This window comes from Microcoleus sp. Z1_A1 (assembly GCF_036700305.1).
In the GTDB taxonomy this organism is placed as follows: Bacteria; Cyanobacteriota; Cyanobacteriia; order Cyanobacteriales; family Microcoleaceae; genus Microcoleus.
This window is the reverse complement of sequence record NZ_JAUBOR010000050.1, coordinates 1-24,815: the sequence shown is the minus strand read 5'-3', so window position 1 is coordinate 24,815 and position 24,815 is coordinate 1. Positions and strand designations below refer to the sequence as shown.

Here is a 24,815-nt window from a genome sequence, read left to right as displayed (position 1 = left end):
AATTTTAGATTCAAGTTACTAATCAATTCTTCAATCTAAAATCTAAAATCTAAAATCTAAAATTGTCAGATGCCCGATTACCAAGTGTTATTTGGGCCCGTAACCGATCGATCCTGCATAAATTGCCCGATCGCCCAATTGGTCTTCAATCCGCAATAAACGGTTATATTTAGCCACCCGTTCGCTGCGACACAAAGAACCAGTCTTGATTTGGCCGGCGCGAGTCGCTACCGCTAAATCGGCAATGGTGGTATCTTCAGTTTCACCGGAACGGTGGCTGATGATCGATCGATAGCTGTTCCGTTTGCCCAGGTCGATCGTATCCAAAGTCTCTGTCAAAGAACCAATTTGATTCAGCTTAATCAAAATCGAATTGCTAGCTTTCAAATCAATTCCTTTTTGCAGCCGCGTGCGATTAGTAACAAACAAATCGTCACCAACCAATTGAACTTTGCTGCCCATTTTCTGTGTCAGCGCTACCCAACTGTCCCAATCGTCTTCATGCAAACCATCTTCAATCGACACAATGGGATATTGACTGGCCAAACCATCCAAATAATCGATTAATTCTGCCGGCGAATGAGCCACACCGTCGTAAGTGTACTGCCCATCTTTGTAAAATTCGCTAGCAGCAACATCCAAAGCCAAAGCAACTTGTTCACCCGGTTTGTAGCCAGCTTTTTCAATAGCTGCAATCAACAAATCCAAAGCTGCTTGATTGGATTTAAGATTAGGCGCAAAACCGCCTTCATCACCCACACCAGTCAGCAAACCCTCAGCTTTTAAGACTTTACTCAAGGATTCAAATACCTCTGCACCCCAGCGTAAAGCTTCTTTAAAAGAAGGCGCACCCACAGGGACAATCATAAATTCTTGAATGTCCACATTATTGTTAGCGTGAGATCCCCCGTTGATCACGTTCATCAAAGGCACGGGTAAAACGTTAGCTAAGGGCCCGCCCAAGTAGCGGTAAAGGGGGAGTCCTAAAGTCTCGGCGGCCGCCTTTGCTGTGGCTAAGGAGACTCCGAGAATCGCATTGGCGCCGAGGTGGGATTTGTTCGGGGAACCGTCCAAGTCAATCATGGTTTTGTCTACCAGCGCTTGGTCGATCGCATCTAGATTAGCCAAAGCGGGGGCAATTTTGTGTTCGACGTTAGCGACGGCTTTTAGGACTCCTTTGCCACCATAACGGCTTTTGTCGTCGTCGCGGAGTTCGTGGGCTTCAAAAGAGCCTGTAGACGCGCCGCTGGGGACTTGGGCGAGCCCCACAACACCGTTGGCTAGGTAAACTTCCGCTTCGATGGTGGGGCGTCCACGGGAGTCGAGGATTTCTCTGGCTTGAATAGATTCGATCGCAGTGTCTAGCATATTAATTATTCCTGACTTAACTCAAGGTTTCATGACAATTAGCAGTCTCTGGGTTTTCCCACGCTGACTGCTGACGGGTAATAGAGTACGCGATCCCCAGAATTATTGGTACACAGTTCAAAATATTTGCGGATTTGGACGAGCCGAGCGGTGTCAATAACCGAGGCTTGTTGAATAACAGCTCCGGCAAGTTTGACAGTAATTTGATTGTTTTAACCGCTTTAAAAAACCTAGGCAAACCTGGGTAAGCTCAGCGGTATAAGTTTGAAACGTTCTTTCTTAGCGCCTACGCTTCCTCGACATCGAGGTTGACCAAGAAACTCCAGTTAGAAACGGTATAATAATCACAGCGACGTGATATTACACCGGAACGTTTGATTTTTTTATTCAGTTGGTTCCACTCGCTCCAAACGTGCTTTTCCGAGTTCACCTCAGAATAGGCGGTTAAGGAGCGAGGTATTTTTTCACTTAGTCGCATAGCTCGGCGAGCAATCACCAGCGCGGCAGATTCGTCGCTAGCTAAGCCATACATTCTCAGATATTTTACCAAGCCGATAATGCTCGAATATGCTGGGTTAACTGTAATTAACTCAACTCCACGATTCGACAAAATAGGATTGAGTTGCTTGTAAAATTCACTGTACGCCCAACTCGACAACATTCGAGAATATTTTCTACCTTTCTCTCCTAAAGATTCCTTTTTTGTGGAGAAATCAAGTTCTTCACAAACTACGGGACATTCAAATTCCGCAGCCTTTGCTGCTAGTTGCAGGCAAACTTTAACAATTTGAGCCTGTTGCTTGCCGTTCGGCAATCCCATCTGCAATGGAATCTGCCCTTTGGCTTTGAGGTTTCCTTGAAGATCAACATAAGCCCACCCAATAGAACCGGGATTCATATCGATACCGATACAACCGTACATCCTACTTCTAGAAACTTGATTAACAGGATTTGGGGTAAACTGCACAGCAATAACCCACTTTCCGTTTTTGCGGTAGAAGTGCCAGGTCTTAGCCCCGCATTCTGGCTGCCTATTTATCTTGCGATTGAAATCACCGACCTCGGAAGATACAGTTTTCCCGAATCGCGACTCCAAGCATTTGGGGACTCTAAAAGTTATTTTATTTCCATTCCACTGAGAGACTTGATTGCCGAAAGATTCATCCTTGGAACCGACAACAAAGATATCGCCGTAAGGGACGAAGACTTTGAATGGCTTAGTTTTTAAGTATTCGAGTCTATTCGTTAGTAGGGTTAGTCTACGTTTCTTGTTGTGTATTTGAAATCGTACATTCTGCCAATTAGTGGATTTGTTATCGAGCGAACAGGCGATAGGGAAATTGCAGCCCGTCTTTGAGTTATGCCATTTTTTCTTGGCATAAAATTTACGAGCCAATACTAATTTGCGCTCCGCTTTCTTGAGCCATACGCTAAGAGACTTAATCTTTCCTTCAAGAGTTTTTATGTGTAAAATCCTATGCTCTTTGCCCGCGTCTACACGACCTTTGGCAGAACTAATTACACCGTTTGCGTGACGTTTATTGATGCCGTAGGTTTGCTGTAAGTGCGTGTTCCACTCGGACTTCTTGAATTCCGCATTCAAGAGTAAGTGGTTGACTGTTTCAATGCTTGCAGCCCTGAAGATTGGGGCGTAAGCTTCCAAGAACATCTCAAAATCTGTAAATCCAATCTCGTTAAGTTCATCTGCCGGTGTGGGCAAGCCTTTGCAGTACGTTATGGTAGCCATTGATTCGACCTCTCAATGCGGTTGTATCTTAGTATATTAATCGCTTTGCAGAGATTTTGCAAGTTTTTCGATAAGTTTTTTATTTGGGCTCGACCTAGAGCCGTACAGTCGAGCAGAAAATACGGTAATAATTTCTAAAACGTCGCTGGCAAGGTCTTCTTCAAAGGTTGTGTCTTCTTTTTTGTTCAAAATTACCACTTCTACTTCGTGATATTCGCAGAGGGAAAAAATAAGTTCAGATCCAAACCTTAGTAGCCTATCTTTGTGGGTAATTACAAGTCGAACCACTTCGCCGTCTAAGATGGTAGAGATTAGCTTTGTTAGTCCTTTTTTGCGGTAATTCATTCCACTACCTAAATCTCTAATGACTTCATATTCCCAGCCAAAAGACTGACAGTAGCCAGACAAGACAGCATCCTGTCTGTCAAGATCGGCTTTTTGATCGTGACTGGAGACTCTGGCATAAGCAAGTGTCTTTCCTGTTTTTTGTTCAACAAAGTCGGAAAGACGATATCGCCTGTGTCCGCCATCTGTCCGCACGGACTCTAGTTTTCCCTCTTTTTCCCAGCGTCGTATTGTGTCAACGCTGACCGCCTTGAGTTCTGCCAATTCACCAATGCTAATCAGTCTGTTCATTAATTTACCGAGAATCTGGTTCCTAAATCCTAGGTAAATCTAGGTAAATTGTCAACTGCCGTTAACCCCAGATTCCCGCAGATTTCTTAATTGGAGCCTTTGTTAAAATCAGAATGTCAACAAAGTCAATCAAAAAAGGACAAAATTAGGATGTTAGAAACAAATCTCGGAGAAATTAGAGCATTAGCTGAAAATTTAGACCCAATTATTGCCGATCCCCCAAACATCAAATTACTCACAGGGCCATTGCCAAATCCAGCCAGCGACCCCAACTTTTTTGACTTAACTCCCAATGACGACGTAGTTCAATTAGCAAATGGAATTCTGCAGAATACTCCCGGAGGTTTGCGGGCCTTAGCTGGTAACGATTTTGTCAGAGGTTCCGGTGGTGCGGAACTGATGAACGGTAACAGCGGCACAGATACTTTAATCGGAGGTTGCGGCAGCGATACTATTCGCGGCGGCCAAGATTTTGACATTCTTTATGGAGAATGTGGCAGCGATTTTGTCAGCGGAGATCAAGATAATGACCACGTTTATGGAGGCACGGCAAATGACTTTATTCGCGGCGGTAAAGGGAATGATGCTTTAGTAGGAGATAGTGGAAATGATACTATAATCGGTGATGCTGGAATTGATAGACTTTGGGGAAGTGAAGGCGCAGATTTGTTTGTTCTCCGCACAGAAATGGGAGCAACTTCGGGGGAAATTGGTTCGCTGCAACCGCCTCCTAGTGGCAATTTTGATGTAGATGAAGTGACTGCAGATTTTATTCTCGATTACGATCCGGCTGAAGGTGATGTAATTGGATTGACGGGAGGATTGACGCGAAATGATATTGTTTTGAGCGAAAGGTTTTTAACCATTGGTGATGCCAGAGATTATGACAGCAGTGGCCCTTTTCCTCCGGGAATTCCTCGCACTGCTGATTTTAGAATTTTAAATACTAAGGCGACGGTGATTCGGGAAGCTAGCAGCGGCAATATCTTGGGTTTGGTGAAGGATGTTTCGCCGAGTCAACTTCAGTTTACCTCTGTGTCTGACGGGACGATCGCCCTTGGATAATCCGCACCCTACAATAGACATCTCCAAAATATAAACTCAAGGGCGGGCGAGACGCCCACCCCACAAAACAAACTTTCTTGTGGGGTGGGCGTCTCGCCCGCCAACCCGATGTGCATAAGCCGGGTAATTTGTTTGTTGGAGGTGTCTAATCTTTAAGATTGCCAGAAATCCGCCACATCATATCCCATTTCGGTGAGCATTTGCCGCAGCAGAGGTAAGCTCAAACCAATCACATTTGTGTGACATCCTTCGATTTGTTCCACAAAAAAGCCGCCTTTACCTTCCAGTGCAAAACAGCCTGCACATTGCAAGGGCTCTCCGGTAGCGACGTAAGCCGCAATTTGGCGCGAGGTAACTTCCGCAAAATGAACTTTTGTAACTTGACAGCGAATGCTCGATCGAGACATTGCCTCATCCAAGTCATCGAATCTAGTATCAATTAAAGCATGACCCGTATACAGTTCGCCCACCTTACCGCGCATTTTCTGCCAGCGCGAGATTGCTTCCTCCGCATCCTTGGGTTTGCCGTGAATTTCGCCATCTATGAGCAAAATTGAATCGCATCCCAACACCAAACACGCTTTGGGATTGGGGATTTGGGGGTGAGAATTAGCCAGTAAAAACTTAGCTACAGCCTCAGCTTTTCCCTCTGCTAACACCTGCACTAAATTAGTGGCATCTTTCATTTGTATTTGCCCTTCATCAAAGTCGCTGGGGCAAATCACAGCTTGAATGCCAGCATTTTCTAGCAGGCGGCGGCGGGCTGGAGAAGCTGAAGCTAATACAAAATTTGGAATTTTCATAAGTTAAGAAGGAAGAAGGAAGAGATGAGAAGGAAGAAGGAAGAAGGAAGAAGGAAGAAGAAAGAAAAATCAACTAAAATATTCCTCATCTCCAATGACCTGCGCCCTATTCCCCATTCCCAACTACTTTTTAACCTACTAATAAACAGAGAAAGATTTAACAACTTTCTCAAAAGCTTCTTTTACCTTTGGCCAGCGTTCTTCGGTAGTGGAAACGTTAAGGGTAAAAAGTTTGCCGCGGCTGACTGCTACACTCGCTAAGTTGTGGCGTTCTTGGTTTGGCAACTTAACGGCGTATTCTAAAATGTAATAGTTTTTCGATCGCGATTCACGAGCTTCTGCATTGACTAATTCAGCTTCGCGGCCCGAATCAGCCGGGGCGATCGCACTTTTGCTGAGCTTGTATCCCACATCCGTCGGCGATCCCAAATCCGCCAGAGTTTTGTCCTTTGCGACTGGACTGATTACCACGCTAACGTTCTCGGTTTGCTGAATCAAATCGCGGAACACCACATCGGGCCCGTTAGAAACCGCGATCGGCAGCCAGCCGTTAGGATAGAGAAATTGATAGCCATCGCCAGTATCAACGTAGCTTTTGAGTCCGGTGACTTTAGACACACAACCTGTCAAGGTGAGGCTTAGAACCACCAGAAGTATTGCCGCAATTCGTTTGAGCATTCTTTTTACGGGTAGGGTAACAGTAAAATATTTAATTTTAATTGTCTCACCAAACCTTGCCCCTAAAAATAGTTAAGCTATGGATCGCTGTTTGTGTAACGCCAGCGATCCATAGCCAGATAGTTTAATTGTTAACAAAATCATTACAGGTGAGTCAGCCAGCTAATCAGCCCGTGCTTGGTCGAAACTTCTAAAGCCAAGAGAGAAACAAAGCCAATCATGGCAAGGCGGCCGTTTAAGCGTTCTGCGTAGGGGGTAAAGCCGGTGCGGGGTTCGTCATCGACGTATACTTGCGGCTCGATCGCAAAATTGTTCATTTTGCCTTGGTCGTCCAGCATTAAGCCTCTGTTACTCATGTTTTTTTTCCTAAATGGTTTTTAGTGTACTGTAACTAAATGTAACAGACTTGTGAAGATATGTAAAGGATTGTGAGAATTTTTTTTTAAATACCCCGATCTGACACCAGTTTATAAAAAAACTGCAACTGTAGGCAAGCTCTAAACCCTTATCTAGTCAGTCTTTCCCAATTCTCAAATCTAAAATCTAAAATCTAACAATGGTATGACTGTGGGTAGACTCTGGGCCCCAGAGGGGGGAGGATAGAGTGGAGAGGCACAAAAGTCGATGGTGTATGGCAAATCCAGTCTGGGTTTGACGAAAATTGTGGAACGGAGGAAAAATTTATGCGGGCCAGTCTGGAAATGCGGTGGTTTTATAGCGGTGCACTGCCAAAATCAATCAATCAATGGTTTGGAAGCGAGAGTCTCGGCACGTATCTTTCGCCTCCCGAAGAGCGGGAAGACATATATTTGCTAGTACCAAGCTGCGACTACTTAGGAGTGAAGCTACGTGGGAAAACCTTGGAGGTAAAGTGGCGTCAGGGAGAGTTGGGGACAATGCCCTTCGGCAACCGCTGGGAAGGCAAAGCCGAAAAGTGGCTGAAGTGGGTTTGTGCGGACACGATGGCGCCGATACCGGCGGATATTTTGGCGACAGGAAAGTGGGTGGGAGTCAAGAAAAAGCGAGCGCAGCGTCTTTACCACGTTTCGGAGTCGGGTGCGGTAATGTCAGTGCCAGTAGAAGCCCCCATTCCTCAAGGTTGCACCGTGGAACTTACTCAGTTGAACATTAACGGCAGCGCGTGGTGGACTTTGGGATTTGAAGCATTTGGCAGCGAAAGTTCTTTGACAGAAAACCTGCAAACAGTAGCTAGTTGGACTAGCAAGAGTTATCAGGCGCAAAAGTTAAAAGCTGAGGATTCATCTGCTTATCCGGTTTGGCTGGCTAGCAAGTAATATTAAACCCGGCTTTAATAATACCTCCTGTATTTTTTAGTCGCCCTCTGCTGGGACGAGAGTTTGTGTAGATGCGGTTTCAAGAGTCTGATGGAAGGGGTTTCTAACTATAGCGCGAGCGGTCTTCGCGAGGGGGGCGCTCGCACTGCACTCGAAAAATTACAGCAGATTTCAGGTAAATGAAGAACAAAGAAACCTGTTTGGAGTAGGGGCAATGCCAAGAGAACCCTCCCTGATTCAGGATTTCAGTTCAAAACTCAAAACTATTCCCCCTCTCTCCGATTCTCCTCCTCTTTCATTTTCCCCACTCGGCCAGCACTTCTGAGAATTTGACAAGCTAAAATTGCCGCCCCAAACCCGTTATCAATATTCACCACACCCACACCAGCCGCACAAGAATTGAGCATAGTTAAAAGAGGAGCAATCCCGCCAAAACTCGCGCCGTAACCCACACTCGTCGGCACAGCAATCACCGGACAATCTGCCAAACCCGCAACCACACTCGCCAAAGCACCTTCCATACCCGCAACAGCAATCAACACATCAGCATCAGCAATCACGTGCCGGTTGCTCAGCAAGCGGTGAATGCCGGCAACTCCGACATCCCACAAACGTCGCACCTGAAAACCGCAAAGTTCCGCAGTAATTGCCGCTTCTTCCGCTACAGGCAAATCCGCCGTTCCCGCACTGATAATAGTCACAGTACCCGGATGCTGCGGAGTTGGGGAATTAGGAGAAATTGCACAAATTCGAGCCTTTTGGTAGTAGCACAAATCGGGTATTTTTTGTTGCAATTGCTCGAAAACTTCCGCTTCGATTCGTGTCGCCATCACCGCCGAATTTCGCCCGCGCATCGCCTCGATAATCTCAACAATTTGGTCGGGCGTTTTCCCTGGGCCCCAGATTACTTCAGGAAAACCGGTTCTTAAAGTGCGGTGGTGGTCAATTTTGGCAAAATCGCCGACTTGTTCAAAGTCAAAATGCTTTAATTTATCTAAAGCGGCGATCGGACTAATATCGCCAGTGGCAACTGATTCGAGTAACTGCTGTAAAATTTTAGGTTCCATAAACTAATAACAAATGACTGCTAACTAATGACCTGCCCAAAAACGGATACAAGCCCCCAACTTAAATCGCGATGGCACAATTTTAGACTCTTGTTCAAGTTCCCAGATTCATCTTTAGACTAAATGAAATCTAAAATCTAAAATCTAAAATCTAAAATCGACTGACTATTCTGTTATTTTCAACTCGTACAAATTCCAGAAAGCACCGCCGAGGGCACTGTAGCGAATTCCCGAAACGCGATCGCGCACCGCCTCAAAAGTCAGCGGATTTACCATATAAACAAAAGGCACTTGTTCCGCTATAATCCGCTGCGCCTCCCCATAAATTTCCTTGCGCTTCGCCTCATCAAGCTCCTGAGAAGCTTTCACGTAAAGGTCATCGATTTTCTGCTCCCAGTCGTAAACTTGCCAACCCTGAATCGGCGGTTCTCCGGCTTGCGGGCCTTGGTTGAAACTGTGCAGTGTGCCGTTAACAGACCAAATATTGTAGCCGCTGTGCGGTTCAGTACCTCCCGTAAAACCGCCGAGGTAAGTATCCCAATTCCGCGTCAATCGCAGCTTTTCCACATAAGTGTTAAAACTCAGGAACTGCGTATCAATTTGCATCCCCAGTTTGCCCAAGTCTTGCTTAATTTGCGTTGCCATTTGTTCCCGAACTTTTTTACCTGCCGCCATCAACAAAGTAAATCGCACCTTGTTGCCTTCAGCATCCAACAATTCTTCGTTACTATTATACTTGAATCCAGCACTTAACAGTAACTCTTTGGCTTTTTGTCGATCGTAACTGTAAGTTTTCAATCCCTGTTCTGGGGACAGGTAGAACGGGCTTTGCGCCGGAATTGGGGAATGCAGCGGCGCGCCCAGTCCGCGATAGATATTGTTAGTCATGGCGGATCGGTTGATGCCGTAGGCGATCGCCTGCCTAAATTCCTTACTCGCAAACCAGCGAGACTTAACCGGGTCTACAAACGGCTGATTTTGAGCATTGCGCCCCTTATTCAGATTGAAACACATAAACACGCTGCCAGTATCTGGGCCGCCGTTAAAGACCGTATATTGGCCGCGTTTTTCCTCCCGTTTCAGCAGCGGAAACACTTCCGGCTCCACATTCAGAGTATCCAAATCGCCCGATCGAAAATTCAGCAGTTGATTATCTGTATTTTCGATAATTTGCCAAACAATTTGCTGGATGTAAGGTTGAGAATTTCCCTCTGCATCTTGGCGCCAAAAATAGGGATTTCGTTCCAAAACCACGCGCTGATTGGGAGTGTAGCTCAGCATTCGATATTGACCATTTCCGACAATTTTTTTAGGATCAGTATCCGTGCCCCAAGTAGTCAGGAATTTAGGATTACCATCTGCATCTGTATTTTCGACAGCTTCCTGTAAAATATGAGCTGGTAAAATTGGGATTCCCCCAGCATATCTAATAAATGGAGCAAAGGGTTCTGCAACGGAAAATTCAACGCGGCGGCTGTCAAGTTTTTTAACTTTTGGGAATTCGCGACTCATGCCAACTCTCAGAGTATCTTTCAAACCGCTAGGAATTTTGTCATTGAAATAAATCTTTTCATAGCTGAAGATAATGTCATCAGTAGTCATCGGTTGGCCGTCCGACCATTTCAAGCCCTCTCGCAGGGTAAAGACAATCTTTTTGCCATCTTTAGACACTTCCCAGGACTCGGCTAAACCGGGTTCTAGCTGCGATGTCAAGCCGTTTTCGTTGATCAATCCCTCGTACATATAGCCAAAGACGCTGTATGCAGATTGATTTAGCGGGTAGTTAAAGGTAGCTGGGCCGCTGGGGGTGGGAACGATGAGTCTGTTTACTAAGTTCGATCGCACCGGAGTGCACGCAGACATAGTTATAGTGGCAATTGCGGCCAGTAAAATCACGAGCCAGCGCAGTCTTGAATGTACCATCATAGAAATTTTCATAACTTTTAACTATACCATTTCAGTGCAACTACGACTGAGACTGTAGCCAACCGAGAAAATCTTCCGTGACCGAGAAATACTTCATTATTCCTACTTCCCGCAAAGCATCTCGAACTTTCGGCAGACCAAATTCTTTTGTATTATTGCTCAAAAATACCTTAACTTCATTAGGATGTAAGTGTGCGTGATTCAAGATGCAGTGCAGAATCAAATTGTCTGTCGGGTCTTCTTCAATAAAAATTGAATTCAAACTTTCTCGAAGTATGCCTGCTGTTAATGGGAGCATTTCTATCTTTATAGCCAACAAATCAAGAGCAGCAAAAAGACGTGCATTAATATCATTGAGCAACACCTCATTCTCATTGAGAGATTCCTCTAAGTGGAAGACAAGAGACTGGGCAGAGGGTGAAGTTTTATCTCGCTTTAGCTGACTGATTTGTTTTTCCATTTCACCTAAAAAACGGTTTCGTCGCTTGATTTCGTCTTCTAAAGCCGAAAGTGATTCCATGCAGCAAATACTTGGTATTGCTATGTTGACTGATGTCGGTACACTCACCAACAAGTTGTTAGCGTCTGGATCGCGTCCCGTAGCAATGCTCATCAGAAAGTTAGTCTCGATATATAAAATTGCCACCAATTTCTACCCCTGATTTTGTCGTCCCACCTGCTAGCAGCGGCAGCAAGCCGATTTTTGCTATCTGTTCTGACGCGGTGGGAATCTCAGACTTCCAATTATAAGCTAAGTCGCGCAGCCATGCTTCAACCAGTCTAGTTAGGTATCGCTTAAAGATCCGTTTGCTGCCAAATTCCGGCTCATAATGGCGAAGTATTTCACCAGTGTTTAGAGAACAAACAGGTTCAGATAAGTTTACTCCGTCCCATTTGAAAATCAGAATTTGTTCGGTGTCAACAAACATCGCATAGGGAATGAGTGTGCGCTGCTCGGATATCTTCGCTAACGCAGCTTTCATCCAAGATATCATGTAGTCAGCAATCCTTTGCTTTGCTGCTGGTTCTTGAGCTTCAATAATTTTAACTTCGATTAGCACGACTACCCGATCGTCCTTATCCAATGCGATAATATCCGCGTCAATGGGTAACTCTAAATCCAAGGTTTCAGTTTGCATGGTTTTGGTCTTCCTAAAACGTAGATTAAAGTTCTATTTTAGCACTAACAAAACTACAGCGTAAGCTGCGATTCCTTCTTCTCTCCCAACGGGGCCTAGCTTTTCGTTGGTAGTAGCTTTGATGCCGATTTGGTCTGGTTTCAATTGTAGGACAGCAGAAAGCCGATCGCGCATTTGCTCAATATGCGGTTTCAGCTTTGGACGTTCTGCCACCACCACCGAATCAATATTGCCGATTTCCCAGCCTTTATCTAATATTAACTGATTGACTTGTGCCAGCAATACGAGACTATCCGCACCCTTCCATTTCGGGTCAGTTGGCGGGAAATACAGCCCGATATCTCCTAAACTGAGAGCTCCGAGCATCGCGTCCATGATAGCGTGGGTAAGTACGTCGGCGTCGCTGTGGCCGAGTAAGCCTAATTCGTGGGGAATATTGACACCGCCTAGGATGAGAGGACGATCGGGAACTAAGCAGTGAATGTCGTAGCCATTGCCGATGCGGATGTTCATGTAAAAGGAAGGTTGGGTAAGTATAGTAGAAGACAATTATTTCATATTTTCAGGGAGATAAGTGAATTTATTTTTTAAGGCAGAGCCGAGTGTTAAATATTTTTTTTTGCTGATTTCCTTAGCAGCTATGGCAATCCTAAAGCTTGTGGAGGGGAGAGAAGGGTTAATGCTGGAAACGCTAGAAAAATATGGGGACTTCTCGATGAGTGCTCTCCTGAACTCAAAGACTTACAAACGCGAATCCAAAATTTATTAGGCTCTTAAATATACGAGATTTACGCATCAAGACCAAAGAAACCGGGTTTTTTACCGAATCTGTGGACTACCACGAAGTATTACCGCAAAAAACCCGGTTTCTGACCATGAATTTCAAAGGTGGTATCCGCCACGTGATTTATCCGTGGAATCAATCCCAAATCGAAAATCAAAAATCCTTGCGTCCCCCGCATTTATCTCGCGCAAGTCAATCGAAAATCGAAAATCTAAAATCGATTGACCACTCGTGCGATCGCCCTTTCTCCTATTCTTCCCTCTCCTGCAACCACCGATCGTACAAATCCAGCCTGCGCGATCGAGTTCTTTCAATTTGCTGTTCCCTGCGCCAGCGAGCAATTTCTGCGTGATTACCAGACAGCAACACGTCGGGCACCTTCAATCCCCGAAAATCCGCCGGTCGAGTGTACTGCGGATAATCCAAAAGTCCGTCCTCAAAACTCTCAAACTTTAGCGAATCTTCCTTGGCCACAGTTCCCCGCAGCAATCGCAAAACCCCATTAATCAAAGCCAAAGCTGGAATTTCGCCTCCCGTGAGAACAAAGTCGCCCAACGATACCTCGCGAGTGACTAAATGCAGGACTCGATCGTCCACACCTTCATAATGACCGCAAATCAATACCAACTGATCGCGATCGGCAGCCAACTCCCGAAACATCGCCTGCTGCATCGGTTCCCCCTGGGGAGTCAGCAAAATCACCTCCCGCCGTGGCAAAACCGGCAGCGACTCCACCGCAGCAAAAATCGGTTCCGGTTTCATCAGCATCCCCACTCCGCCCCCGTAAGGCTCATCATCGACTCGCTGGTGCTTGTCTGTGGTAAAATCGCGGGGATTGACAAAATTCACCTCAGCAATCTTTTTAGCTAAGGCTTTGCCCATCAGTCCCGACTCTAGGGGAGCCCGGAAAAATTCTGGAAATAGGGTAACAACGTCAAATCGCACAATTATTGGAATTTCATTGATACATCACCTCTAGTTTGACCTTTAGGGGGAGTTCAGTTTTCAGTAATTGCTTTATTCTTTATAATTTCTTATAATTTCTGAAAATTTTGGCAAGTTAAATTCTCTTCCTTTGTCGGCGGGCCGGTTTTGTACAAAAATAATCTGTTTTTCATGACAGCGACTGCAAGTAAACTCGCCCCCAAACAACTGCGGGATCGCGCGATCGCCGATCGCACCTCGCTGGCACCAAAAAATATTTATTCTTAAAAAGCCCCATTCTACCCACAGCCACGGCAAAATTGAATTTCACATCCAACAGAGGAAGACACACCATGCAGCAGTTGACATCTCAAGCCCTTGAACACAATATTCCCCCGCGCACAAAAACCTCGATTATGGTCATCGGGGGAGCCGAAGACAAAGTTCACGGGCGAGAGATTCTGAACACCTTTTTTTGCCGTGCTGGGGGTGCAAACGCTCGGCTGGCGATCGTTCCGTGCGCTTCGCGAGATCCCGAAGGAATTAGCAACCGCTACCGCACAATATTTGACGAAATGGGCGTTAGCGCAGTCAAAGTAGTAGACATCCGCGAACGCGAACAAGGCGAAAACCCCGTCTGGAAAGATTACTTAGAAGACTGTACGGGCGTATTCATCACAGGGGGCGACCAACTGCGGCTTTGTGGGCTCCTGGCGGACACCCCGCTGATGGAGAAAATTCGCAAAGAAACTCTCGAAGGCAAGATTACCCTCGCTGGCACCAGCGCGGGTGCTGCGGTGATGGGATATCACATGATTGCAGGCGGTGGGAGTGGCGCCCCGCCGAACCGCTCTTTAGTAGACATGGCAAACGGACTTAACATTATTCCTGAGATCATCGTAGACCAGCATTTTCACAACCGCAATCGCATGGCTCGCTTGCTGTCGGCTGTGGCTTGTCATCCCGATCGCATCGCTATTGGTATTGACGAAGACACCTGCGCCTTGTTTGAGGGAGACGATACTATGAAAATTCTCGGTAAAGGCACTGTGACTATTGTTGATTCTAGGGAAAATTTTTATACCAATGAATCTATGGTAGGAGCGACAGAACCCTTAAGTCTGTTCAATATGCGCTTGCACGTTCTGTGTCACGGAGATTGCTACAATATGCCCCAAGGCAAACCCATGCCATCGGGAGCGTGTTCCGAGTCTGGCTGGCCCCCCGAATGCCGCACAGCCAACTAAGGTAGAACATCTCTTGTCATTGATTCGGCAGAAATTAGGCGGCATTCCGGCCGAATCATGGATACAACAATAGAATAGATGCCGAAGCAGCCACGGTCTGACCCCAGGAGACCGAACCACAGAAAATTCTAGCTTCAGGCTTTGAGTTTTTGCTAGCCATGTACCTGTAGTTTTTAGCCGATCGCAGGGGCATGAATTTTAAATTGGGTAGCCCATAACTGGAAATTCACTCCCAAACTGTTCGCAGCGAACAGTCGATCGAGCAATCTAGATCGAAATTGAATAAATGCTCCAATTATCTATAAGATTTCGCGCCCCATACCCCTCTAACTGCCATGAAAATACTTAAAATCCAGACATTACGCGGCCCCAACTACTGGAGCATCAGACGCCAGAAACTCGTCCTGATGCGTCTGGATTTAGAGGAGTGGGCAGATAAAACCACAGCGGAAATTCCTGGATTCTATGAAGGGTTGATCGCCGCACTTCCGAGTTTGAACGACCATCACTGTTCTCCAGGCCATCAGGGAGGATTCCTGCAACGGGTCAGAGAAGGCACAATGATGGGACACGTAATCGAACACGTCGCCCTCGAACTTCAGGAAATGGCAGGAATGCCGGTCGGGTTCGGCCGTACCCGCGAGACTGCGACCCCAGGTATTTACCAAGTAGTAATCGAGTATCAAAACGAACAAGCCGGTCGCTATGCAGCCCGGGCGGGCGTGCGGATGTGCCAAAGTATTGCCGATACAGGCACTTATCCAGCAGCCGAATTAGTCCAAGATTTGAGAGACCTCAAAGAGTTTGCTGCGTCGGCGGCCCTGGGGCCGAGCACGGAAACACTGATTAAGGAAGCAGAAGCGCGCGGCATTCCTTGGATACCTTTGAGCGCCCGGTTTATGATTCAACTCGGCTACGGGGTTCACCAAAAGCGGATTCAGGCAACTCTGAGCAACCGGACGGGAGTTTTGGGGGTAGAACTTGCCTGTGACAAGGAAGGTACCAAAAATATCCTCGCCAGCGCCGGCGTGCCGGTTCCCAGAGGGACGGTGATTCATTATTTGGACGAATTGCGCGGGGCGATCGAAGATGTCGGCGGTTTTCCGATCGTCCTCAAACCCCTAGACGGCAACCACGGCCGCGGCATTACGATCGACATCAATTCCTGGGAAGCAGCAGAAGAAGCCTACGACTTAGCCAGCGCAGCATCAAAAACAAAAAGCGTCATTGTCGAGCGCTATTACGTCGGCCGCGATCACCGAGTATTGGTAGTCAACGGGCAAGTCATAGCAGTCGCAGAACGAGTACCCGCTAACGTCGTAGGTAACGGCAAGTCTACAGTAGAACAGCTTATTGAAGAAGTAAACCGCGACCCGCAGCGAGGAGACGGACACGACAACGTGCTCACCCGGATCACGATCGACAAATTGTCCCTGGATTTGCTGCAAAAACAAGGATACGCGATGGACTCCGTAGTGCCCGCCGGCGAAAGAGTATTTTTGCGCGCGACAGCAAACTTGAGTACCGGTGGCATTGCAGTCGATCGCACCGACGAAATCCACCCAGAAAACGTCTGGCTGTTTTCCAGAGTCGCCAAAATTATCGGTTTGGACATCGCCGGCATTGACGTAGTAACTCCCGACATTTCCCAACCCCTGCGCGATGTCAACGGCGTCATCGTCGAAGTCAACGCAGCACCGGGTTTCAGAATGCACGTCGCCCCAAGTCAAGGTTTACCCCGCAACGTCGCCGGCGCCGTCTTCGATATGCTATTCCCCTCGCCTCAACCCAGCCGGGTGCCAATTTTAGCGGTAACGGGAACCAACGGCAAAACGACAACCACTCGCCTGCTAGCCCACATTGTCAAGCAGACAGGTCAGATTACCGGCTATACAACTACCGACGGCACTTACATCGGCGATTATTTGGTCGAAACCGGAGACAATACCGGGCCCCAGAGTGCTCAATTGATTTTGTCCGATCCGACGGTGGAAGTGGCCGTGTTGGAAACTGCCAGAGGCGGAATTTTGCGATCGGGCCTCGGCTTCGATCAGTGCGATGTCGGCGTCGTCTTGAACGTCGCAGCCGATCACTTGGGCATTGGCGACATCGACACCGTGGAACAACTGGCCAAACTCAAGAGCGTCCTCGTCGAGTCGGTAATGCCCAAAGGCTATGCAGTTTTGAATGCAGACGACCCGCTAGTATCACAAATGGCGCAGCGTGTCAAGGCTCAAATTGCATATTTTTCCATGAACCCGGACAACGAACTGGTTGCCAAACATACCGCGGCGGGCGGGCTGGCAGCGATTTACGAAAATGGGTACTTGTCGATCTTAAAAGGCGATTGGACGCTGAGAATTGAGCAGGCTGTGAACGTGCCGCTGACGATGGGCGGGCGCGCGCCGTTTATGATTGCTAATGCTTTAGCAGCTTGTTTGGCGGCTTTTGCCCAAGGATTGAAAATAGAAGATATTCGCGCTGCTTTGTCAAGCTTCCAAGCATCCGTCGGTCAAACTCCCGGAAGGATGAATTTGTTTAATTTGGGCACCTATCACGCTTTACTCGACTACGCCCACAACCCCCACAGCTACAAAGCTTTGGGCAGTTTCGTGCTGAATTGGCCGGGACGGCGGATCGGGGTAGTAGGTGCCCCCGGAGACCGGCGAGATGAAGATTTTGTCACGCTGGGCAAACTTTCGGCCGAGATGTTCGATCGTATCATTGTCAAAGAAGATATTGACAGGCGCGGCCGAGAACCCGGTGTTGTGGCAAAGTTAATTTGCCAGGGAATTGCCGAGGCGATTTCTGCCGGAACCGCAAACAAATCTCAAGTTGAATACGAGTTGATTCTCGACGAAACAACGGCCGTTAACAAGGCTTTAGACGAGGCGCCGGCCGGCAGTTTGGTAGTAATTTTACCTGAAGGTGTCAACAAAGCTTTGAGTTTAATTGAAGCCCGGAAACCGATTAAGGAATCTGTGGAAGTGCAAAATGGTTTAGATCGATCGAAGTCACAGGAAAGTTTAAAACCGACCGTTGTGAATCAAGGCTAAACTCTTAAGTCTCATTTAATTAATAGGTTGGGTTACTTGTGTTAAACCCAACCTATTTGTTTGAGAAATTACGTAATTCCTGATTTTTATGGAACCTGCTATACTTAAGAAAAACTTTGTAAATCTTCCTCAGATAGCTGAGCTATTTTCATTAAGGCTCTCAAGGTTCCAACTTTCAAATCTTGATTTCGGTGAACAGGAATTGACAAAATTTGTTCTAGTTCCGGGTTTTCATAGATATGATGACTGCCGGTAACTCTTTTCAAAACCCAACCTTTATGCTCTACTATTTTGCAAAGTCGCTTGCCAGAAATAGATTTCCTACAGCAATTTCCACAACTCTATCTGTGGAGGCAATTGCTTCACGACTATTAGCAACTTCGAGCCAACCTTCAATAGCATCTTTTAAATTAATTATTACTTCTTCTATCGTTTCTCCTTCGGTAATGCAGCCGGGAAGCGCTGGAACTTCTGCCCAATAGCCACCTTCTTCTGCAGGATGTACGATCGCTCTAATTTTCATAGATTTATTGAGGTATTTTTGAAGCACTAAAGCCATAAAAACCGGGTTGCCAAGCAAAATCTTCGTTGTGAACGATCGACTTTAAGGCAGAAACCGGGTTTTTGACTCCGCCTGTATCTAGGAATATCGTCAAGTATATTATAGCAAATATCAATAGTAAAGCGTCCTAACCGCCTGGTTGCTATAAGCTGTTCTACATTTAAACTGTGTGTCAAAAATCAATAAAACTCTTGTGGGACGGGCTTCTAGCCTATCCCGATTTTCCAATTTAAATGCGTAACAGCTTAAAGCAAAATCGCAAGATAAATCGAAAATTCAAACCGATCTAATTATAGAATCAGGAAAAAGCAAGCAACAGGGTTGAAACATGAATGAAGCCGATCGCACGCGAGTCGAAACATTCATCACACGCTGGGCAGGTTCTAGCGGTAACGAACGGGCAAACTACCAGTTGTTTTTTGCCGAAATGTGCGATGCGCTGGGAGTCGATCGCCCTTTTGATAAAGGCAGAATTCCCAACGATCCCTACTGCTTTGATAAGGATGTCAAAATTTTTCACCCCAGCGGCAAAGTAACTCCGGGGTTTGTTGATTTTTACAAAGCCGATCATTTTTTAATCGAGGCAAAACAGGGCGGAACAACGAGCAAAAAAGGAACGGCAAAGCGGGGGACAAATACCTATTTGCGAGAGATGGAAAAAGCGTTTGTGCAGGCAGTTGCCTATACCCGCAGTCTCAGCAGCAAACCGCCCTTTTTGTTAACTTGCGATATTGGCGATCATTTTGAATTATGGATGGGTTTTAGCGGGGATTATGGCGGCTATGGGGCGCGGCGAGAAATTGGGCTAATTGAGTTGCAGAAAGCCGATGTTTTCGATTTGTTTGTGGATATTTTTAGCAATCCGCAGCAGCGCAATCCAGAGAAAATTGCAGCGCGGGTGACGCGGGAAGTAGCGGCGGATTTGGCAGAGTTGGCGAAGCGGATGGAGGGGAATGTCGATCCGCAGCAAGTCGCGCAGTTTTTGATGCGCTGTATTTTCACCATGTTTGCTGAGGATGTGGGGTTGTTGAAAGAACATTTGTTTACGCAGGCGCTGGAAACGCGATGGATTCTCAATCCGAAGACGTTTAAGCCGGAGGTAGAGGCGCTGTGGGAGGCGATGAATGAGGGGACGAGTTTTGGTTTTCATGGCAAACTGTTGCGGTTTAATGGGGGATTGTTTGCGGAGTCGCAGGCGTTTGCGTTGACAAAGGCGCAGTTGGAAGTTTTGTTGCAGGCGGCGAAGCGGGATTGGTGCAAAGTGGAACCGGCGATTTTTGGGACGTTGTTGGAAAGGGCGCTGGATTCTAGGCAACGGAGTAAGTTGGGGGCTCATTATACGCCGCGATCCTATGTGGAAAGGTTGGTAAAGCCTGTGGTGATGGAACCTTTGGGCGATCGCTGGATTGCGGTACAAGCGGAGGTTAAACAGTTGCTCAACGCGGGAGAATCGGAACCGACTGCAAATCAAAGGAAAAAGGCGATATCAGTTTTAGAGGCATTTCTGACGGAGTTACAACAGGTGAAGATTCTCGATCCGGCGTGCGGATCTGGTAATTTCCTGTATGTGACATTGGATTTGTTGAAGGGGTTGGAATCGGAGGTGTTGCGACGCTTGGAGGATGTCACCGGATCGGCGCAGTTGCTGTTAGATATTGCTCAAGTTAATCCGAGTCAGTTTTTGGGAATTGAGATCAATCCTAGGGCGGCGGCGATCGCAGATTTGGTGATTTGGATTGGGTATTTGCAGTGGCATTTTCGGCGGTTTGGCGACATTCCGCCGATCGAACCTGTGTTGCGCGAGTACAACAATATTGAATGCCGGGATGCCGTGTTGGCCTATGACGGGAGGGAACCGGATGTGGATGCGGCGGGGAAGGTGAGAACTCGCTGGGGCGGAAGGATGATTAAAAGTCCGGTGACGGGGGAAGATATTCCCGATCCTACAGACAAAGTAACGATTTATCGGTATTTAAATCCGAGGGCGGCCCAGTGGCAAAAGGCAGATTATATTGTCTCGAATCCGCCGTTTATTGGGAATAAGAGAATGCGTGAGAGCCTTGATGACGGGTATGTTGAATGCTTGAGGAAGACTTACCAAAACTTGTCAGATACGGTTGACTTTGTAATGTACTGGTGGGAGAAGGCAGCAAATCTTGCCAAGTCGAAGAAAATTCAAAGGTTTGGCTTTATTACAACAAATAGTATTGTTCAATCATTCAATAGGAAAGTTCTAGACCATTATGTCGGCGATAAACAAATATCTCTTTACTTTGCTATTGCCGATCATCCTTGGACAGATAGTAAAGATGGTGCTGCTGTACGTATTGCTATGACTGTCGTGACACCCGAACCGTCAATTTCAGGCTTTTTGATGAAAGTCAAGTATGAATCTCAGGGAGAAAATGAAAATGAAATTTTAAAATTTGAGGTATTTAAGGGATTGATTAATTCTGATTTGACTGTTGGCCGTGATACAGTCAAAATGAAACCGTTAAAATCAAATGATGGCATCTCATTTCAGGGTGTTATTCCATTAGGCACAGGGTTTAGAATTGAAGAACATGATTTCCAACAGCTTGATTTAGACAAGCAGAATTTGCCGTCAGTCATCAGATCGTATGCGATTGGGAGAGATTTAGTTCAAAGTTTTCAGAAAAAGTGGATTATTGATTTTTTCGGTCTATCTAAAGATGAAGCCTCTCAACAGTTTCCTCTATTATTCCAAAGGCTTCTAACAACAGTTAAGCCATTTCGAGATCAGCAAAATAGAAAATCAAATCGGGATAATTGGTGGCTTTTTGGCGAGAAAAGACCAGGATTAAGAAAAGCTGTCAACAATTTGAATCGATTTATTGTCACGCCAGACACTTCTAAATTTAAGCCATTCTTTTTTGTTGATAGTGATGTTTTGCCGGATGTTCAGCTTTACACAGTCGCATCAGATGATGCCTGGATTTTAGGGATTTTAGAATCCTTAGTACATCAAAAATGGCTTAAAAAGATTGCACCGCGAATGGGCAAGGGAAATGATTTGCGATGGAAACCGTCAATTGTCTTCGACCCCTTCCCCTTCCCCGACCCCACCGATACCCAAAAACAAACCATCCGCGAACTCGGAGAACGCCTCGACAGCCACCGCAAACGAGTCCAAACCACTCACCCCGAAGTCACCATCACCGGGATGTACAACCTCCTCGAAAAACTCCGCCAAGGCGAACCCCTCGACGACAAAGACAAAGCCTTCAAGCAAAAAGCCCTAGTCTCCACCCTCAAACAAATCCACGACGAACTCGATGCCGCCGTATTTGCCGCCTATGGTTGGGAACCCACCCTCACCGACGACCAAATCCTGGAAAACCTCGTCACCCTCAACGCCCAACGCGCCGAGGAAGAACGCAACGGACTGATTCGCTGGCTACGTCCCGACTACCAAGCCCCCGGCGAAACCTACGTGCAACCATCCCTTGCAGGTATCACCACTGGAACCGAAACCTCGATCGCCCCCACGGAACAACAACCCTTCCCCAAAACCCTCAAAGAGCAACTTTGGGCCATCCGCGACTTATTCCGCACCCAAAGCGGCGAATGGACAGCCGCCCAAGTCACCGCCCATTTCAAAGCAGCCAGCCGCAAACAAAAAGTCATTCTCGACTGTTTAGAAAGCCTCGAAGATTTGGGGATTTTGCTCAGTCATAATGAAGGTGGCATGACTTTCTGGCATCTCGCAGAAGTTGGAAATGCCACATAAGCTGGGCTTGGCAATTGTTATGTCCAATCCTCCAAAACCAGTCCTGGCACTTGTGCAAAATCTTGTCGATTTCGCGTCACTAAAATTGAGTTATTAACCAAAGCAATGGACGCAATCCGCAAGTCTTGTGTCCCAATTCGTATTCCCTGACGGCGCAGCGCCAAATATTGCTCGCAAGCTGATTCGGTAAAATCCAGAACGAGAAAATCGTTGAGAAATTTAACAGCCGATCTCAAACCCACATAAGCCCAAGTTAAGTGTTGCTTCTGTCCGGGTTGCGAAGCTTGACGAATTGCATTGAACCAGCCCTGAATCAATTCCTCAACATTGATGACAGTAATAGCAACATCCCTGGTATGGAGAGCTTCAAAACGTTGCAATATGAGTGGATTAGAGTGTTGCAGCAGTGTGATATGGTCGGTATCGAGAATATATTGAGTCATAGGGTCTCAGACTCAGGAAAATCGATATCGGCATTTCGATCGTGGCGATATGCTTCAACATATTTCGTGACTTCATTCAGCAACGGATTACATCTCAAAAGAGGTGAAACATTCAACATCGGACGCGCCTCATACCAAGCAATCCGATCGTCAATTTCTGGCTGATTATCCAGATAAAAGCTAATGGCATCAAACACTTGAGCCGCCGTCACGAGTTGAAGTAACTTCTGTGGGATTTCTTCAGGCTTTATTCCCGATTTCCAAAACACCACAATATCCCGTACAGTAACTTGAGTGTCTGCAATAATCGGTTCCCCCTGCAAAACTTCAGGATTGCGGGTGACATAGCGAGAAATTCTTGTAGGAGACAGCGAACTGGTCATAACGACCTCATCAAAAAATGTAAACCAGCTTTCATCTTAGCATAGTGGACAGAAGACGCCTATCGGGTATTCTATATTGCTAGATTTGAAGAAGCTATTACGTTTTCGCCGTGTTTATAACTGCTTCATTCACTTAGATATCAAAGATGGAAATAGAGCGATCGCCTTTTACCTTTTGACTTACGCATGGGGGCCGGTGAAACCGGGTTTTTTGGCTGAGAATACGCGTGACAGCCCGCAGATTTCGTCAAAAACCCGGTTTCTTCGATCGCGCCTGGGTAAGTCCTTTTACCCCTTAACTACCGCCCACTGAGTCACCGGCGCAAGCGGCTTCCAACCCTGAAAAGAACCGATCGCCCCTACTCGCTGAATCCCAATTCTAATGAGTTCCCCGCCATAACGATCGTGCCATTGCAAAACTTTAAACTCGCTCTCAACTGTCACCGCATTAACAACTAATCGGCCGCCTTCACCTAAAGCATTCCAGCAAGTTTCCAGCACAGCTTCTGCGGTGACACCGCCGCCGATGAAAATAGCATTCGGTTGAGGCAAATTTGTCAGGGCTTCCGGCGCTGATCCCGCCACAATTTCGAGTTCGGGAACGCCGAAAGTCGAGGCATTTTCGGCGATGTATTGCAGTCGAGTTGGGTGGCGTTCGATCGCGATCGCCCTGCACCGAGGATGACTCCGCATCCATTCGATCGCGATCGAACCGCAGCCCGCCCCCACATCCCAAAGCAACTCTCCGGGAATCGGTGCTAACGTTGACAGAGTAACGGCTCGAACCTCCCGCTTGGTAAGTTGTCCGTCGTGGCGATAAGCAGCATCCGGCAAACCCGCAGTTCGGGGGAGGATAAGAGTTTGTCGATCGGCTGCAACTGCGATCGCGATCGTGTTCAAATCAGCCAAATCCGCTGCATTCCAGGCTGCTGCGACCCCCTCGCTCCGACGTTCCGATCCCGATCCCATCCGCTCGAACACAGTCATCAAACTGCTACCAAACCCCCGCTGTGTCAACAATTGTGCCACCTTTCCCGGCGTGTGTCTGTCAGCGCTCAACACCAGCAAGCGCGCCCCCGGCGAGAAAGCAAGGGCGATCGATGCGATCGGGCGATTTGTCAAACTGAAAGTCTCAACTTGGGCTAATGGCCAACCCAAACGGGCGCAAGCAAGACTAAAAGCCGATGCCGCCGGAATTACAGTCATTTCCGAAATGGGAATCTGGCGCGACAGCGTGACGCCGATGCCGTGACACATGGGATCGCCGCTTGCGAGCACGCACACAGACTGTCCCCGGCGGCGGATGATTTGATCGACTGTTGCTTGTAGGGGCGAAGCCCAAACCAATTTTTCGCGGGTGTCGTCGGTTGGTAGCATTGCGAGGTGACGGGCACCGCCGACAACGACTTGAGATTGAGAGAGGAGGGTAAAGGCGATCGCACTCAATCCCGAAAGTCCGTCTTCGCCAATCCCCACCACCGAAAGCCATTTGTGCATTGCACCCTTACTGCTAATCTCGTTTCCGGCTGCATTGGAATCATCAAACTCGATCGTCATCACTCATTAGTTATTAGTTATTAGTTATTAGTTATTAGTCGTTAATCATATTATGTCCGCTCGAACAACCAGAATAAAATTGGTTTATAGTGAGGACGGAAGTCCTCATAAAACTCGCTCGGACTTCCGTCCTCACTACAAAAGTTATAACGGTTATTTTACCAGACTAGATAGGGAGCATCTCAGTTTTGCTTTTACTCTGGGTGCGATCGTCCCCCTCGCTATATGTATATACTGTGCTGTGCGGGATGCTCGCACTCCAAAAAAACGGTTTTTACTCGCAGCACAGATGCTCCCACTAGATATGTGATATCAAATCCGGTAGCATCGTCCTGTATTCATCTCTGTATTCTCTCCCTCTGCGTTCTCTGCGCCCTCTGCGGT

23 protein-coding genes are annotated in these 24,815 nt (G+C 47.0%); 6 read left to right on the top strand and 17 right to left on the bottom strand.

All coding sequences use genetic code 11. The features are described 5' to 3' along the window. Positions 1-87: 87 nt before the first annotated feature. The 3 genes from eno to QT973_RS23260 all read right to left on the bottom strand — a co-directional run bounded on the left by eno (position 88) and on the right by QT973_RS23260 (position 3,751). A complete protein-coding gene (gene eno, locus QT973_RS23270) occupies positions 88-1,368 on the bottom strand; it encodes a phosphopyruvate hydratase (protein WP_445243062.1) in 1,281 nt (426 codons plus the stop codon). Positions 1,369-1,654: 286 nt separating this feature from the next. After that, complete coding sequence (locus QT973_RS23265) at positions 1,655-3,115, bottom strand: IS200/IS605 family accessory protein TnpB-related protein (protein ID WP_333373701.1); 1,461 nt, start codon at positions 3,113-3,115, stop codon at positions 1,655-1,657. A gap of 36 nt (positions 3,116-3,151) precedes the next feature. Further along, the gene (locus QT973_RS23260) at positions 3,152-3,751 is read right to left on the bottom strand and encodes an IS607 family transposase (protein WP_333274915.1); all 600 of its coding nucleotides are present in this window, start codon (positions 3,749-3,751) and stop codon (positions 3,152-3,154) included. A gap of 150 nt (positions 3,752-3,901) precedes the next feature. On the opposite strand from QT973_RS23260, the gene QT973_RS23255 reads away from it, so the two are divergent. After that, the gene (locus tag QT973_RS23255; protein WP_333392253.1) at positions 3,902-4,816 is read left to right on the top strand and encodes a calcium-binding protein; all 915 of its coding nucleotides are present in this window, start codon (positions 3,902-3,904) and stop codon (positions 4,814-4,816) included. Between the two features lie 152 nt (positions 4,817-4,968). Here QT973_RS23255 and QT973_RS23250 read toward each other — a convergent pair whose 3' ends face one another. The 3 genes from QT973_RS23250 to QT973_RS23240 form a co-directional block, all read right to left on the bottom strand. Next, a complete protein-coding gene (locus tag QT973_RS23250) occupies positions 4,969-5,619 on the bottom strand; it encodes a nucleoside triphosphate pyrophosphatase (protein WP_333057479.1) in 651 nt (216 codons plus the stop codon). 138 nt (positions 5,620-5,757) lie between these two features. Then, a complete protein-coding gene (psbP, locus tag QT973_RS23245) occupies positions 5,758-6,297 on the bottom strand; it encodes a photosystem II reaction center PsbP (RefSeq protein WP_333057481.1) in 540 nt (179 codons plus the stop codon). 143 nt (positions 6,298-6,440) lie between these two features. Then, the gene (locus tag QT973_RS23240; RefSeq protein WP_190659021.1) at positions 6,441-6,653 is read right to left on the bottom strand and encodes a high light inducible protein; all 213 of its coding nucleotides are present in this window, start codon (positions 6,651-6,653) and stop codon (positions 6,441-6,443) included. Positions 6,654-6,980: 327 nt separating this feature from the next. On the opposite strand from QT973_RS23240, the gene QT973_RS23235 reads away from it, so the two are divergent. Continuing rightward, the gene (locus QT973_RS23235) at positions 6,981-7,592 is read left to right on the top strand and encodes a hypothetical protein (protein ID WP_333057483.1); all 612 of its coding nucleotides are present in this window, start codon (positions 6,981-6,983) and stop codon (positions 7,590-7,592) included. 263 nt (positions 7,593-7,855) lie between these two features. On the opposite strand, the gene larB is transcribed toward QT973_RS23235, so the two are convergent. The 6 genes from larB to trmD form a co-directional block, all read right to left on the bottom strand. After that, entirely contained in the window at positions 7,856-8,659 is an 804-nt protein-coding gene (gene larB / locus QT973_RS23230; RefSeq protein WP_333211494.1) for a nickel pincer cofactor biosynthesis protein LarB, read from the bottom strand. A gap of 165 nt (positions 8,660-8,824) precedes the next feature. Then, on the bottom strand, positions 8,825-10,585 hold the full coding sequence (locus tag QT973_RS23225; RefSeq protein ID WP_333057485.1) for an ABC transporter substrate-binding protein: 1,761 nt from the start codon (positions 10,583-10,585) through the stop codon (positions 8,825-8,827). Between the two features lie 40 nt (positions 10,586-10,625). Continuing rightward, on the bottom strand, positions 10,626-11,231 hold the full coding sequence (locus tag QT973_RS23220; RefSeq protein ID WP_333057486.1) for a PIN domain-containing protein: 606 nt from the start codon (positions 11,229-11,231) through the stop codon (positions 10,626-10,628). Continuing rightward, positions 11,206-11,724, bottom strand: a complete 519-nt coding sequence (locus QT973_RS23215; RefSeq protein ID WP_333057487.1) for a hypothetical protein — start codon at positions 11,722-11,724, stop codon at positions 11,206-11,208. The genes QT973_RS23220 and QT973_RS23215 overlap by 26 nt, the downstream gene beginning before the upstream one ends. A 33-nt stretch (positions 11,725-11,757) precedes the next feature. Then, complete coding sequence (gene ispF, locus QT973_RS23210) at positions 11,758-12,237, bottom strand: 2-C-methyl-D-erythritol 2,4-cyclodiphosphate synthase (RefSeq protein WP_333057497.1); 480 nt, start codon at positions 12,235-12,237, stop codon at positions 11,758-11,760. Positions 12,238-12,757: 520 nt separating this feature from the next. Further along, a complete protein-coding gene (trmD, locus tag QT973_RS23205) occupies positions 12,758-13,453 on the bottom strand; it encodes a tRNA (guanosine(37)-N1)-methyltransferase TrmD (protein ID WP_333057488.1) in 696 nt (231 codons plus the stop codon). A 332-nt stretch (positions 13,454-13,785) separates the two neighbouring features. On the opposite strand from trmD, the gene QT973_RS23200 reads away from it, so the two are divergent. Then, positions 13,786-14,679, top strand: a complete 894-nt coding sequence (locus QT973_RS23200) for a cyanophycinase (RefSeq protein WP_333057489.1) — start codon at positions 13,786-13,788, stop codon at positions 14,677-14,679. A gap of 335 nt (positions 14,680-15,014) precedes the next feature. Continuing rightward, positions 15,015-17,735: a cyanophycin synthetase gene (cphA, locus tag QT973_RS23195; protein WP_333057490.1), complete on the top strand. Its 2,721-nt coding sequence runs from the start codon at positions 15,015-15,017 to the stop codon at positions 17,733-17,735. A gap of 104 nt (positions 17,736-17,839) precedes the next feature. On the opposite strand, the gene QT973_RS23190 is transcribed toward cphA, so the two are convergent. Continuing rightward, positions 17,840-18,001: a type II toxin-antitoxin system HicA family toxin gene (locus tag QT973_RS23190; protein ID WP_293247374.1), complete on the bottom strand. Its 162-nt coding sequence runs from the start codon at positions 17,999-18,001 to the stop codon at positions 17,840-17,842. Positions 18,002-18,021: 20 nt separating this feature from the next. Continuing rightward, the gene (locus QT973_RS23185) at positions 18,022-18,258 is read right to left on the bottom strand and encodes a type II toxin-antitoxin system HicB family antitoxin (protein WP_333057498.1); all 237 of its coding nucleotides are present in this window, start codon (positions 18,256-18,258) and stop codon (positions 18,022-18,024) included. 367 nt (positions 18,259-18,625) lie between these two features. Between QT973_RS23185 and QT973_RS23180 the strand changes: the two genes are divergently transcribed. After that, positions 18,626-22,048, top strand: a complete 3,423-nt coding sequence (locus tag QT973_RS23180; protein ID WP_333392251.1) for a DNA methyltransferase — start codon at positions 18,626-18,628, stop codon at positions 22,046-22,048. A 17-nt stretch (positions 22,049-22,065) separates the two neighbouring features. On the opposite strand, the gene QT973_RS23175 is transcribed toward QT973_RS23180, so the two are convergent. From QT973_RS23175 to cbiE, 3 genes are all read right to left on the bottom strand, one after another. Next, the gene (locus QT973_RS23175; RefSeq protein WP_333057492.1) at positions 22,066-22,491 is read right to left on the bottom strand and encodes a type II toxin-antitoxin system VapC family toxin; all 426 of its coding nucleotides are present in this window, start codon (positions 22,489-22,491) and stop codon (positions 22,066-22,068) included. Beyond that, positions 22,488-22,874 carry a DUF433 domain-containing protein gene (locus tag QT973_RS23170; protein ID WP_333057493.1) on the bottom strand — a complete coding sequence of 129 codons (387 nt, stop codon included), beginning with the start codon at positions 22,872-22,874 and terminating at the stop codon, positions 22,488-22,490. Before QT973_RS23170 ends, QT973_RS23175 begins: the two co-directional genes overlap by 4 nt. 288 nt (positions 22,875-23,162) lie before the next feature. Further along, positions 23,163-24,431, bottom strand: coding sequence for a precorrin-6y C5,15-methyltransferase (decarboxylating) subunit CbiE (gene cbiE / locus QT973_RS23165; protein ID WP_445243061.1), 1,269 nt, complete (start codon positions 24,429-24,431; stop codon positions 23,163-23,165). 52 nt (positions 24,432-24,483) lie between these two features. Here cbiE and QT973_RS23160 point away from each other — a divergent pair, with 52 nt between their 5' ends. Further along, positions 24,484-24,741: a hypothetical protein gene (locus tag QT973_RS23160; RefSeq protein ID WP_333057494.1), complete on the top strand. Its 258-nt coding sequence runs from the start codon at positions 24,484-24,486 to the stop codon at positions 24,739-24,741. Positions 24,742-24,815 lie beyond the last annotated feature (74 nt).